The 12,669-nt window shown below is 57.6% G+C and carries 14 protein-coding genes; 9 read left to right on the plus strand and 5 right to left on the minus strand.

Annotated elements, in window-relative coordinates:
• Positions 1-54: 54 nt before the first annotated feature.
• From ACE3NW_RS03245 to ACE3NW_RS03255, 3 genes are all read left to right on the plus strand, one after another.
• Positions 55-234: an SHOCT domain-containing protein gene (locus ACE3NW_RS03245; RefSeq protein WP_374280307.1), complete on the plus strand. Its 180-nt coding sequence runs from the start codon at positions 55-57 to the stop codon at positions 232-234.
• Positions 235-272: 38 nt separating this feature from the next.
• Positions 273-440: a hypothetical protein gene (locus ACE3NW_RS03250; protein ID WP_374280309.1), complete on the plus strand. Its 168-nt coding sequence runs from the start codon at positions 273-275 to the stop codon at positions 438-440.
• Between the two features lie 69 nt (positions 441-509).
• A complete protein-coding gene (locus ACE3NW_RS03255) occupies positions 510-1,082 on the plus strand; it encodes a periplasmic heavy metal sensor (protein ID WP_374280311.1) in 573 nt (190 codons plus the stop codon).
• Between the two features lie 194 nt (positions 1,083-1,276).
• Here ACE3NW_RS03255 and ACE3NW_RS03260 read toward each other — a convergent pair whose 3' ends face one another.
• A complete protein-coding gene (locus tag ACE3NW_RS03260; protein WP_374280313.1) occupies positions 1,277-1,792 on the minus strand; it encodes a hypothetical protein in 516 nt (171 codons plus the stop codon).
• Between the two features lie 298 nt (positions 1,793-2,090).
• On the opposite strand from ACE3NW_RS03260, the gene ACE3NW_RS03265 reads away from it, so the two are divergent.
• The 4 genes from ACE3NW_RS03265 (at position 2,091) to ACE3NW_RS03280 (ending at position 5,457) form a co-directional block, all read left to right on the plus strand.
• Positions 2,091-2,543 carry a universal stress protein gene (locus tag ACE3NW_RS03265; protein ID WP_374280315.1) on the plus strand — a complete coding sequence of 151 codons (453 nt, stop codon included), beginning with the start codon at positions 2,091-2,093 and terminating at the stop codon, positions 2,541-2,543.
• 171 nt (positions 2,544-2,714) lie between these two features.
• Complete coding sequence (gene hisC / locus ACE3NW_RS03270; RefSeq protein WP_374280317.1) at positions 2,715-3,860, plus strand: histidinol-phosphate transaminase; 1,146 nt, start codon at positions 2,715-2,717, stop codon at positions 3,858-3,860.
• Complete coding sequence (gene cmk, locus ACE3NW_RS03275; RefSeq protein WP_374280319.1) at positions 3,857-4,552, plus strand: (d)CMP kinase; 696 nt, start codon at positions 3,857-3,859, stop codon at positions 4,550-4,552. The genes hisC and cmk overlap by 4 nt, the downstream gene beginning before the upstream one ends.
• Positions 4,553-4,893: 341 nt before the next feature.
• The gene (locus ACE3NW_RS03280; RefSeq protein ID WP_374280321.1) at positions 4,894-5,457 is read left to right on the plus strand and encodes a tetratricopeptide repeat protein; all 564 of its coding nucleotides are present in this window, start codon (positions 4,894-4,896) and stop codon (positions 5,455-5,457) included.
• 285 nt (positions 5,458-5,742) lie between these two features.
• Here ACE3NW_RS03280 and ACE3NW_RS03285 read toward each other — a convergent pair whose 3' ends face one another.
• Positions 5,743-6,570 carry a hypothetical protein gene (locus tag ACE3NW_RS03285; RefSeq protein WP_374280323.1) on the minus strand — a complete coding sequence of 276 codons (828 nt, stop codon included), beginning with the start codon at positions 6,568-6,570 and terminating at the stop codon, positions 5,743-5,745.
• A gap of 202 nt (positions 6,571-6,772) precedes the next feature.
• Here ACE3NW_RS03285 and ACE3NW_RS03290 point away from each other — a divergent pair, with 202 nt between their 5' ends.
• Positions 6,773-7,120 carry a DMT family protein gene (locus ACE3NW_RS03290; protein WP_374280325.1) on the plus strand — a complete coding sequence of 116 codons (348 nt, stop codon included), beginning with the start codon at positions 6,773-6,775 and terminating at the stop codon, positions 7,118-7,120.
• 4 nt (positions 7,121-7,124) lie between these two features.
• On the plus strand, positions 7,125-7,910 hold the full coding sequence (locus ACE3NW_RS03295; protein WP_374280327.1) for a sulfite exporter TauE/SafE family protein: 786 nt from the start codon (positions 7,125-7,127) through the stop codon (positions 7,908-7,910).
• Positions 7,911-8,002: 92 nt separating this feature from the next.
• On the opposite strand, the gene ACE3NW_RS03300 is transcribed toward ACE3NW_RS03295, so the two are convergent.
• The 3 genes from ACE3NW_RS03300 to ACE3NW_RS03310 all read right to left on the minus strand — a co-directional run bounded on the left by ACE3NW_RS03300 (position 8,003) and on the right by ACE3NW_RS03310 (position 12,601).
• On the minus strand, positions 8,003-10,096 hold the full coding sequence (locus tag ACE3NW_RS03300) for a methyl-accepting chemotaxis protein (RefSeq protein ID WP_374280329.1): 2,094 nt from the start codon (positions 10,094-10,096) through the stop codon (positions 8,003-8,005).
• Positions 10,097-10,441: 345 nt separating this feature from the next.
• A complete protein-coding gene (locus ACE3NW_RS03305) occupies positions 10,442-11,077 on the minus strand; it encodes a DNA-3-methyladenine glycosylase (RefSeq protein ID WP_374280331.1) in 636 nt (211 codons plus the stop codon).
• Between the two features lie 138 nt (positions 11,078-11,215).
• The gene (locus ACE3NW_RS03310) at positions 11,216-12,601 is read right to left on the minus strand and encodes a PFL family protein (RefSeq protein WP_374280333.1); all 1,386 of its coding nucleotides are present in this window, start codon (positions 12,599-12,601) and stop codon (positions 11,216-11,218) included.
• Positions 12,602-12,669 lie beyond the last annotated feature (68 nt).

The following is a 12,669-nucleotide window of genomic DNA, read 5'->3' on the forward strand; positions in this document are numbered from 1 at the left end:
GAAACTGATATGTATGGCTGCGATATCGGAAGCGTAATGGGATGGGGAAGCGGCATGACACACCTTGTATTCATGATTCTGGTCGTTTCTCTGGCAGCGGTTTTTATCAGCAGAATGCTGCCACAGCAAAAAAGAAATATGGACAGTGCAGATTCGCTTTCCATTCTCAAAAGACGCCTGGCCTCTGGTGAAATTTCGCTGGAGGAATACGAGAAGCTGAAAAAGGCCATCTGAACACATAAGCAGCAGATGGCACATGTAGAGGAGAATATATGAGCACTCTTAAACTTACCCTGATCCTTGCTTCATTTGCTCTGGCCCTGGCTTTTGCCGTAACGGCTTCGGCTGCCACCGGGGCAGAAGCACAAACGGGCTCCAACTGGTGTGGCGGGCAGCATACGGGCTCACGCGGCCCCCACGGTTACGGCTCCGGCTGCTGATACGCCCCTGCCTGAGCAGGCTGGCGCAACAACAATCAAATCCATCCACAACATATAAGGACACACATCATGAAGACTTCGAAGATCGTTACCTCTGGCGCGGCTCTTACCCTTGCAATCTTTCTTGGCCTTGCGGGCGTTTCTGCCGCTGCGCAGCACGATGGACACGGCCCCGCCAACATGGGCCAGGGCATGGGACAAGGCATGGGCATGGGTATGGGACCCGGCATGGGCCAAGGCATGGGCCAAGGTATGGGAATGACCAATGAGCAGATGACCGCCATGCAGCAGATTCACCAGAATTTTGCAGAAAAAATGCAGCCCACCCTTCAGCAGCACCACCTCAAGATGGCCGAGCTGAACAACCTTGCAGCCGCTGGCGTCAAGCCCGACGATGCCCGCGTCAAGGCCGCCCAGAAAGATCTGCGCGACATCGACGCCAAGCTGTATGCCGCCAGGGCCGACATGCTCAAGCAGATGTCTGACAAGGGTATTCCCTTTATGGCAGGCCACGGCATGGGACACGGTATGGGCCGGGGCATGGGCCACGGCATGATGGGCAACGGCGGCTGCCCCGGCATGGCTGCCATGTCTGGCACCCCCGACGCTGCCGCCCAGCCCGCCACCGCTGGCAACAAGTAATCACACGCAATCCGGCGCGGCCAACTGCCAGGCTTGGCGCCACAACGCCCCCGCAGCCACAGGTTACGGGGGCGTTGCTCAGTGGCGCAGCGCCATAGAATCCAAAGGCCGCCTGCTCCAAAAAGCAGACGGCCTTGCCGTTAAAACCAAAACCGCCGCGAAACCCTGATCTCGCGGCGGTTTTTTTAGGGCATCTAGCTGGTGTAGTCGCCCCTGTTAAACTTGAACTTTTCCGTCGCGGTCATTACGTCAAGCTCGTTGACCAGTGAATCAAGACCCGCATTCTGACCGCGCACGGCGGCAGTGTTGGTCTTGAGTGCGGAAACCTGCCCATCTATGCCCTGCAAAAGAGAATAGGCTTCGCGCAATGATCCACCCTGCCCCGACGAGCCCAGGGCATTAACGTATGAATCCCACATATCCAGCGTGCCAGAGGCCTGGGAGAAGGCGCTTTGGATAACGTCTTCGTCAATATCTGCCGGTTCTGTCTGGGTGGTGCCCAGCAGCATCTGGCTGATCATTGAGGCTTGCGAGGCCTGCCCCGTTGCGGATGTAGGAAACGCAGAAGTTGCGACGGCGTTTTCAAGGCCCAACTGTTCGGTCAAAGCCGCCTCAAAACCACCCCCCTGCGCTGTCTGCGCGCGGGATGTACTTGAGGATTGGCTCTGCTGACGTAACAGCGCCTCAAGTTGGTCGTTGGTAACTTTCATGTCGCCTCCAGGGTTGGCGTACTGCCGTTGCAGAAAATGTGCAAAAAACCTGCCACAACTGCACGCCGCCGTAACAGACTGATTTTTCACAGCCCAGGCCCGGTCACAAGGAAAAATTTTCCTGCCCCGTTGCGGCGTTAGGCAAAATGTCTTGTCTATTGTGATGAAAAAAACTACCATTTAATCTAGGTGAAGGCAAAGGATAAGGCTGCAACACCATAATTACCCCCCCTCTGTCAGCCCCCCTATTCAGCCAGTCCGTTTATCAATCTGCCATCGAGGGGAACAGGAGTTTGCCATGAAGGAAATCAAGAAGATTCTTTGCGCGGTAGACCTTTCCGAACACAGCAAGGAAGTTGCCGAATATGCGGTGCTTCTCGCCAAGGGCCTCAACGCCAGCGTGCTTGTTGTGTACACCGCCCCCTCCCTGAGCCAGTATGTGGGCTTTCATGTACCGCCCAATACCATTGAAAACTTTGTGGGCGAAATTGTCACCGGCGCAGAAAAATCCATGGAATCGTTTGTTGCCGAAAACTTTGTGGGCGTAGAAGCCAAGGGCCAGGTGCTCATTGGCTACGCGGCAGAAGAAATTCTCAACCGCGCGCGCGAAGAAAAGGCCGAGCTTATCGTTATGGGCACGCATGGCCGCAAGGGCATCGACCGCATTCTGTTTGGCTCTGTGGCAGAAAAGATCGTCAAGAACGCCGACATGCCCGTACTGACGGTGCGCCCCTCGGAACCCGAGGAATAGCCCGGCAGCGCATTGTCGCGCAACAATCTGTTTTTTATTACTTTTCAGCCAACAAGCCGTTGCCATGCAGCGGCTTGTTGGCTGAAACATATTAGTGTAAACAACCATGCCATATTGCGCTCAAGCGCTGCCCTGAAGCTTCGCCCGCCGGGCGATACTGGTGGAGAAACCATGTCCGAGATCAGTGTGCGCCAGGAAATAATGGCCCTCAAAGCCTATGTTCCGGGCCTTTCCATTGCCGAAATCCAGGATAAGTACAACCTGCCCCAGGTCATCAAAATGGCCAGCAACGAAAATCCGCTGGGCATGCCGCCTCTGGCCCGCGAGGCCGTTGTGCGCCATGCGGCGGGGGCTTTTCGTTATCCGCAGGGGGGCAACCCCCGGCTGGCAAGGGCCCTGGGCAAGCGGCACGGAGTGGACGAACACCGCGTGGTCATCGGCAACGGCTCGGACGAAATCATTGATCTGCTCATCCGCATTCTGGCAGTGCCCGGCACGCACAACATTGTGTGTTTCAACCCCTGTTTCAGCATATACCCCATTCAGGGGCGCATTTGCGGCATAGAGATTCGTCGGCAGCCCCTTGAAAAGGATTTTTCGTTTGACTTTGCCGCCCTTCTTGATCTGGTGGATGCCAATACGCGCATTGTTTTTGTGACAACACCCGACAATCCCTCTGGATACTGCCCGCCCCGTGCTGCGGTGGAAGCGCTGGCACGCGATCTGGCCCAAAAGGCCCCCGACTGCCTGCTGGTGGTGGACGAAGCCTATGTGGATTTTGCCGATGATGAAAAAGCGTCATCCATGCTGGCGGCGGGCATCATGCCGCCCAATACGGCCTTTATGCGGACCTTTTCCAAAAGTTTTGGGCTTGCGGGCATGCGTGTGGGCTATGGCATTTTGCCCGACCACCTAGCTGACTATCTCTGGCGGGCCCGACTGCCCTTTTCTGTCAACATTCTGGCAGAAGAAGCAGCCATGGCCGCGCTGGAAGACACTACCTTCTACGACGCAACCCAGCAAGCCGTGCGTACTGGCCGCAAGGAACTTTTTGACGGTCTGACTGCCCTGGGCTGCACCGTATGGCCAAGCCAGGCAAACTTTTTGATGTTCGGCATGCCAGAGGGCGCGGCAAACGCTGCCGATTGCTTTGAGGCCCTGCTTGCCGGGGGTATTATCATTCGCCCCCTCAAAAGCTACAGCCTGCCCGACCTGTTGCGCGTAAGCATTGGCAACCAGCAGGAAAACAAGGCCTTTCTTTCTGCCATGGCAGAAATACTGGGGGCAAAGCCCGCACAGGGCGGAGTAAAAGCATGAGCGCCAGATTGCCCGTAGTAACCCTGGACGGCCCCGCAGGCGTGGGCAAAACCACCCTTGCACGGCGCGTGGCCGAAGGCCTGGGGCTTTCCTACCTCGATACCGGGGCCATGTTTCGCTGCATGGCGCTCAAGCTGGGCGCAGGGGCAGAAAACCTGCCAGAGGAAGATCTGCGCACCCGCTGCGCGCAGTGGACATTCACCCTTTCGGGCCTTGGTCAGCAATCCACCCTGTTTTGCAACGGCGAGGCCGTGCGGGGCGAGGTGCGCACCGAGGCCGTGGGCATGCTGGCCGCCCGCATAGCCACTGTGCCCGTGGTACGCGAAATTCTGCGCGCCACGCAGAGGGCCATTGGCGAAAAATCTCCCCTGGTGGCCGAGGGGCGCGATATGGGCACAGTGGTCTTTCCCGAGGCGCGCTTCAAGTTCTTTCTCGATGCAGCCCCAGAGGTGCGCGCCATGCGCCGCCTGCACGACCTTGAGGCACGCGGCCAGCACGCCGAGCTTGCAACGCTCACCGAGCAGATACGCCAGCGCGACGCCCTTGACCGTAACCGTGCGGTGGCCCCCTTGCGTCCCGCCCAGGATTCGCTGATCATCGACACATCGCATCTGGATATCGAAGGGGTGCTGGGCGTTATGCTGCACCACATCAATGTACACGGTGGAGCGCAAAGCCTGCGCACCGCCTGACACTTTCTGCCTGACACTTTCTGCCTCACCGCATTCCGGGCCGGGCCGCACGAGCGGCGCGGCCTTTTTTTACCGCTCGCACCGTGGCCTTCGCCCCGCACTCCCCGGCAAGAATTGCCTGCCGGGCAATTCCTTCCTCCAGGCTGGCCCTGTCTGCCAAGGCTTTGGCGCTTTGGGCAGCCCCCAAGGCCAAGGAGCCGCGCAGATTTTGCAATGTGCCAAATCACCAGGCTGAATTTATTGCACTCTTTTCCTATTGGCACACTCAGTGCATATAAAGAGGCAAGTCAGTGGCGCATACAGCGCTCGACCACAAACCAGCCTCAGTTGGGGAGGATACCATGAGCAATCAACTGGATTACGAAATCAATAAGGAATTGGGCGAGTGCTACCTTTTCATGGGTGACTTTGACAAGGCCGAAGAATACTACCGCAAGGCTGCCAGCAGCAATTCGCAGAGCGCGGCTCCCTTCCTGGGTCTTGCCACCGTAGCCGTGCAGCGCTCCGACCTGGACAAGGCGCTGGTGCTCTACCAGAAGGCCGCCGCTGTGGAAGAAACCGACAAGGCCCTGTGCGGCATCGGCCTTGTGTACATGGAACAGGGCGAACACCAGCTTGCCTTTGACCACTTTGCCCTTGCCCTGAAGAAATCCAGGGAAAACATTGTGGCCCTGAACTGCCTTGTTCGCGAATCTTACCAGATCGGCTGCGTTGAAAACGCCCTGCCCTATCTGGAAGATACCCTGAAGGCAGGCGTTGAAGCCGAAGCAGTGCGCGTAACCCTGGCTGGCTGCCTGATCTACCTTGGCCGCGCCGAAGAAGCCCGGCAGCACCTTGAAGCGGTGCTGGGTGCCAACCCCACCAACATCAACGCCAAAGAACTTTTCGACACCATGGCTGCCTAGGTTTGGCCCGGCCAGACAGCAGCCTGTACATACTCCCCTCCCCACATGATTTTCCGGCCCCTGGCAGGTGTCGGTGGCCGGAAAATCATTCCATGAGGGAAGCCACGCGCCGCTGCCGCCATGGTTTGCCACTGGCAACCAGGCACGGCGGCACGGAGCGACGGAAAAACCCCTGAAGCAGTTCAGGGGTTTTTATGTTGCAGAACTATATCTGCCAGAACCAGTGCGGCCAGAAGTATCATGCCCATCAGTATCGCGGCCAGACACTGCCGCCAGGCCTTGGGGCTAGAGCCTGTCGCGTATCTCGTCGTAGCTTTCGCGCAGCTTTGCAACCTGCGGATCGCCCAGCGCCTGCGCGCCGCCGCGTGCCACCGCGCACATGAACAGCAGGGCTTCCTCGGCATCCGACATGCTGTTGCAGACAATATCGTAATATTCCGTCTTGTTGGCCGGGTCTATTTTTCTGGCGCTTTCTGCCGCCTGCCGAAACGTTTTGATAAAGACCTCGCAACGTTCGTGCCTGTGTATACGCCGCCCAAAAACAGGCAGCAGGGGCGTTTCACCCGCCATACCAGCAAGCAGACCCTCCACTTCCCTGACCAGTGCCTGCCCCACTTCGGCACTGCGCGCATTGAGGACAGCCACATCACACAGGCATTCGCGCAGCACAAGACGCACATCTGCAATGCTGAACCGGTGTTCACGTGACTTCTTGAATTCGTCCATCAGCATCAGAAACATACGTTCCCTATGGTATACCTGGGCGGCTTTTTTCTGTTTTTGCAGTTCCTTGCGCTGCTCGCGCATTTCGTCGTTCTGCATCTTGATGGTCACGATAATGCCCGCAAATGCGAGGCCGGAAAACAGCGTGTTCAGTACCCCGAACGAATCGCCAAACGTGCCCGACTTGCTGAAATCCTGAACCGTCAAATACAGCACAAGGGCCGAAGCTGCCCATATGGCCGTAACCAGCAGCGCCGCCTTGAGAAACAGCGACCATGTAACCCTGTCGGGCGTGGATTCTGCCGCGCCGGCATGCCCATGTGTCACAGTTTCCGCCGAAGACATGTTTCCGTTGTCAGCATTCTTAGCGCGCTGAGAGCGTGCCGCCATATGGTGATCCTCCATGGTGACTGCGGTGCGTGTTGACGCCGCAGCCGCAGCATAGCCCAGCGGCGAGTACTGCGCAAACCACCGCCTACGGCCATTCCCGGAATATTGACGTGCCAGCCCGCAGCAGATAAATGGATGTGCTCCTGTGCAACCTTTTTCGGCCTGCCAAGCCCCGCCCTTGCGACCGCCCACGGATTATATCATGCAGATTCCTGTTCCCGTAAGCACTGTAGGCTTATTGTTTTGCTCCAATCTTTTCATGACATTTGCGTGGTATGGACACCTGCGCTACAGAAGCACCGCCTTGCCCATAGTGATCATTACAAGCTGGGCCATCGCTTTTTTTGAGTATGTTTTACAGGTTCCTGCCAACAGGATAGGCTACGGCTACTATTCAGCCGCAGAGCTGAAAACCATTCAGGAGGTCATTTCGCTGACCGTCTTCATGGGTTTTTCGACTTTATGGCTGCACGAACCGTTAAAATGGAACCACCTGGTGGGCTTTGCACTTATAGTGCTTGCAGCCTGGGTTATCTTTAAGGAGTGGTAGTGCCGTGGCCCTCGATTTCAGTCTGCTCACTTACGCCATAGGCCTTGCGGCTGCTTTTGGCGGAGGATTTATAGATTCCATTGCTGGCGGCGGCGGTCTTGTTACCATGCCTGCCCTGCTGCTCAGCGGCGTACCGCCGCACCAGTCACTGGGCATCAACAAGGTCAGCGCCTGCCTTGGAACCTGTGTGGCCCTTGGCAACTTTGCCCGCAGCAACCTTGTTTTGTGGCGCGTGGCTCTGGCTGGCATTGTTTTTTCGCTGGTGGGCTCGTGGGCGGGCTCGCGCCTGGCACTGCTGCTTGACGCGGCGGTTCTAGGCAAGGTGCTGGTGGCGCTGCTGCCCATTGGCATGTGCGCCACCCTGCTGCCCAAAAAAGAACGTAAACAGGCCCCCCTGCCGCATTCGGGCCCCCGGTTCTGGATTCCTGTTGCCTTTGTCTGCCTGATAATGGGCGGCTACGATGGCTTTTTTGGCCCCGGCACGGGCAGTTTTCTTATTCTGGCCTTTCACTGGATTTTGCGCATGGGGCTTATGGAAGCTTCGGCCACCTCAAAGGTGCTTAACCTGGCCTCAAACTTTGCGGGGGCGGTCGTTTTTATCATGAATGGCGTTGTGGTGTGGAGCCTGGCCCTGCCCATGGCCGCCGCCTGTTGCCTCGGCAACTGGCTTGGCAGCCGCATGGCCATACGCATTGGGCCCGCCGCTGTGCGCCGCTTTTTGACTGTTTCGCTCAGCCTGTTGCTGGTGACCCTGTTGTGGCAATACTTTATTGCCCCTGCTGCCCACTAGAAAAACCGGGGGCGACGTACCCTGCCAGATAAAAACAAGCTCCCCGGAATGCGAATATTCCGGGGAGCTTGAATTTTTTTTGCAGTTGCGGGTTAGCCCCGCTTCATCTCCGCAATCAGCTCACTCATGCGCTCTGCCTGGCGGGCCAGCTCGCTCACTGCGCGCGAGGCCTCGCCCATGGCCTGGGCTGTCTGACCAGACATTTCGTTGACGCACACGATGGACTGGTTGATCTCTTCGCTGGTTGCCGACTGCTGCTCGCTGGCCGTGGCAATGGCGCGCACCTGATCGGCAGAGGCTTCGACCTTGCTCACAATCTGTTGCAAGGCATCGCCAGACTGCTGGGCCAGGTCGGTGGCTGTCTCCACCTCGGTGAGGGCCTTTTCCATGGCCTGCACGCTCTGCCCGGCGCTGCCCTGGATGGCGGCAATGGCATTGCCCACATCGTTGGTGGAAGCCATTGTTTTTTCAGCCAGTTTGCGTACCTCGTCGGCCACCACGGCAAAGCCGCGCCCGGCATCGCCCGCGCGGGCGGCCTCGATGGCTGCGTTGAGCGCCAGCAGATTGGTCTGGTCGGCGATATCCGAAATGACGTTCATGATCTGGGTGATGGCCTGAGCGTGCTGGTTGAGCGTGGACATATCGTTTTTGAGCGCCAGCGAAACCTTGTGTACCTGACCGATACTTTGCAGCGATTTTTCCACAATGCCCGCGCCACTCTCTGCATTGGCGCGGGTTTCTGCCGTAACGGCAGATGCCGAGGAAGCGTTGCGGGCAACTTCCTGCACGGTGGCGTTCATTTCATTCATGGCCGTAGCGGCCTCGGCCAGCCGCTGCGACGATTCCACGGCACTTTTGTCCGACTGATCTATCTGCGCCGCAAGCTCGGTAGACGCAGCAGAAATGACGCTCACCACTTCTTCCAGCTGCCCAGCGGCAGCAAGCATGCCTTCACGCTTGGCACTTTCGGCCTGACGGGCGGCTTCTTCCGCTTTGGCGGTGGCTTTTTCCGCTTTTTCTGTTGCGTGCTGGGCAGCCTCTGTTTTGTGCTCGCTCTCGCTCAACAGGTGGCGAATGCTCTCAACCATACGCCGCATGCCAGCCGCCAGGGTGCTGAATTCGTCGCCGCGCTTTTCAGCGGAGTCAAACAGGGAGCGTTCCTTGTCATTGGTTGTCAGACGGCCACCGGCAACAGCCTCGGCCACGCCGGAAATGCCGCCCAGCATGCGCACAATACCCCGAGCGGAAATAAAGATCATGGTTCCCACAATAAGGGCGCAAACAAGGGTGAGCAGGCTGGCATTGGCCAGCAGATCGCTGATGGGCTTAAAAATTTCGCCCCGGTCAAATTCAACGCAAATGATCCAGCCTTCGTGGGGCAACTCTTTATAATACAGCCCCTTGCTTTCACCCTTGCTGTCATCAAAACGGGTGCGGCCATTCTTTTGCCTGAGCAGTTGCGCCACATGAGGCAGCTGGCTGTCGTCACGGCCAAGGGCAGCCTTGTCGGGGTGCAGTATTACATGCCCCTTCATGTCATACACATAGACCAGGCCCTTTTGGCCAACCTTGATCTTGTTGGTGGTAGTTTGGGCAAGAATGTTGTTGTCGATACCTGCTGCCAGCACCGCAATGGTCTGGTTGTTCAGAAGCAGCGGCATTGCAATCACCGTGGCAAATTCGCCGGTGGAGGCACTCTTGATGCCCACAACGCAGGGCTGGCCTGTTTTGCTTTTTTGAAAATATTCGCGGTCAGAAAAATCGCTTTCCACAAATTTGCTCGGGCCCTGCTGATTTTTTACACGGTGCCCAAGAACCTTGCCGTTCACCGCAATTATGCCCGCGTAATAGACGGTGTCATTGCTGGTTACAAAGGACTCGAGGGCCCGGTCGGCCCGGCTGAACAGCGGCCCTTCAAATACGCCAGGCCTGCCTTCTGTGTAGGCCAGCACCTGATCACGAATACGCTGGTTTTCGGTCATGGTTTTAAGGCCTTGTTCAAGGCCGTTAAACACAGCCTCCAGGCCGATGCTCTGGCATTCGAGCAGTGCGCCCATGTCGGTGGCAATCTGCTCCCGCAGCATTTCTTCGGACATCTTGTAGCAAACCCCAGCCACAAGCATGAGCCCGACAATTGCAGGAGTCAGGATGGAAAGGCCCATCCTGGCAAGCAAACCAATTTTCATCACTACCCCTTTTGTGCGGCGTCAACGCACGGCTGTTCCAGAGACCATTACCCCTTGTGAAAAAATCGACAAACCCAGCAAGCTCTGCGTGCTGTGCTGATTCTTTATCCCTATCGGCACACATTCAAACTCCTATATATCAATTATCCTTATTTTCACAAGTCTTTAATAGAAAGATACTAGGAATTCTTACCATGTAATTCCAGCGTCATACCGAGCACAACTTCTTTCAGTAAGATTTGCCATTTCTAACTATCGATATTAAATAATTAAATAAATCATTATTTCAGCATATTATAAAAAATGAACTACTGGACCTTTTTGCGGGGAATTCAGTTCAACGGTTCAGGCTGCGGGGTCGGCAAGCTCCGGCAGGGCTCCACCTGCCACGGCCCAAAGGTACAGGCTGGCTACCGAGCAATACGGGCTGAAACGGCGGCGGTATACCTCAAAACGGTCGCGGCTGACCTTTTTATGGCGGTAGACCATGCGCAGCCCCCGGTGGATGGCCAGATCGCCAAAACTGAGCACATCTGGCCGCTGGAGCGAAAAAAGCATGAGCATCTCTGCTGTCCACACACCAACGCCATCAAGCCTGCACAGGGCAGCGCTCACGCTGGCATCGTCCATGTGCCGCAGGGCTTCCACGTCCAGCTCGCCCAGCAGTGCCTTGCGGGCCGCCCCCTTCATGTACCCCACCTTGCGAAAGGAAAGCCCCAGCCGCTGCAACGGCTCGGCATCCATGCCGTCCACAGTGGCTGGCGTAACCTGCCCAAGGGCCTGTACCAGCCTGCCCCACACTGTCTGCTGGGCCTTGGTGGCGATCTGCTGGCCCACAATGGCGTGCATGAGGGCGTCAAAAAGGTCTGGCCGCACCTCGCGCCTGATGGGGCCAATGCGCTCCATCACGCTGGCAAGGCGCTTGTCCTTGCGGGCAAGATAGCCGGTCTCCGTGGTTCCGTAGGCAAAATATTGGGGCATTGCGGCTCCTTATATAAAATTCAGCCCTTGTCATACCCCATCGCTGGCAATAAAAAAAGCCGCATAGGCGGCATGGCAGACACAAAAAAACGGCGCGAAACCCTGTGGATTTCGCGCCGCAACATGCTGAAATCAGGCTTAGTTTTTGAGGCTGTGGATGGGGGCAGGAATGCGCCCGCCAAGGCCGATGAAGTCGGAAGCGTCCCCCTTGGGCACGGCCATGATGGCCGCCTTGCCCAACAGGCCGCCAAACGAAACTTCTTCGCCCACGCCCTTGCCGGGCACGGGAATAAGACGCACGGCCGTGGTCTTGGTGTTGATGACGCCAATGGCCATTTCGTCGGCAATGATGCCCGAAATGGTCGAGGCAGGCGTGTCACCGGGGATGGCAATCATGTCAAGACCCACGGAACACACGCTGGTCATGGCTTCGAGCTTTTCAAGGCTCAGCAGGCCAGAGGTGGCGGCAGCCTCGATGCTGGAATCTTCCGAAACAGGAATAAATGCGCCCGAAAGCCCGCCCACAGAAGAAGAAGCAAAGGCTCCACCCTTTTTGACCGCATCGTTCAGCATGGCCAAAACGGCGGTTGTGCCGGGTGCGCCGATGCTGGAAAGGCCCATGCTCTGGAAAATTTCGCCCACAGAGTCGCCAACCGCAGGGGTGGGAGCCAGCGAAAGGTCGGCCACGCCAAAGGGCAGGCCCAGACGGGTGGCAACTTCCGTACCGATCATTTCGCCCACGCGGGTAACCTTGTAGGCGGTGCGCTTGATCACTTCGGCCATGTCCAGCAGGGTGAGCGGGCCGCCCTTGCCGTTGTGACCGGCCTCACGGGCACGGTCCAGGGCCTTCTTGACCACACCGGGGCCGGAAACGCCCACGTTGATGACCACATCGGGCTCGCCAACGCCAAGGTAGGCACCAGCCATGAAGGGAACGTCCTGCGGAATGTTGGCAAAAACCACCAGTTTGGCGCAGCCAAGGCCGCCGCGATCAGCTGTGGCATCGGCCACCTTGAGAATCTGCTGCCCCATGAGGGCCACGGCATCCATGTTGATGCCGCTGCGCGACGAGGCCACGTTGATGGATGAGCAGATACGGTCGGTTTCGGCCAGAGCCTGGGGCAAGGCTTCAATAAGGGCGCGGTCGCCGCTGGCAAAGCCTTTTTCAACCAGGGCAGAAAAACCGCCCAGAAAATCAACGCCAGCTTCCTTGGCGGCTTCGTCAAGGGCCTTGCACACGCGCACCATGCCATCGGGGCCAAAGGGAGCGGCCACCACGGCAATGGGGCTAACGCTGATGCGCTTGTTCACCACCGGGATGCCGTACTTGTCACCCACTTCGTTGCACACCCGTACAAGCTGCGAGGCATAGCGGTTCAGTTTGGCCTTTACGTTGGCGGTAAAAAGCTCAAGGTCGTGGCTTACGCAGTCAAACAGGCTCACGCCAAGGGTGACTGTGCGCACATCAAGATGCTCGTTGCGGAGCATGTTCAACGTGCTGATAACTTCGCGTTCTGAAAGCATGGAGGTCTTCCTGTATTTTCGGGCAATGAGCAGCCATGAGGCTGCACCGCCCGGAAGGCGGGGGTTTC

It is taken from the genome of Desulfovibrio sp., from assembly GCF_041907885.1.
Lineage (GTDB): Bacteria > Desulfobacterota > Desulfovibrionia > Desulfovibrionales > Desulfovibrionaceae > Desulfovibrio.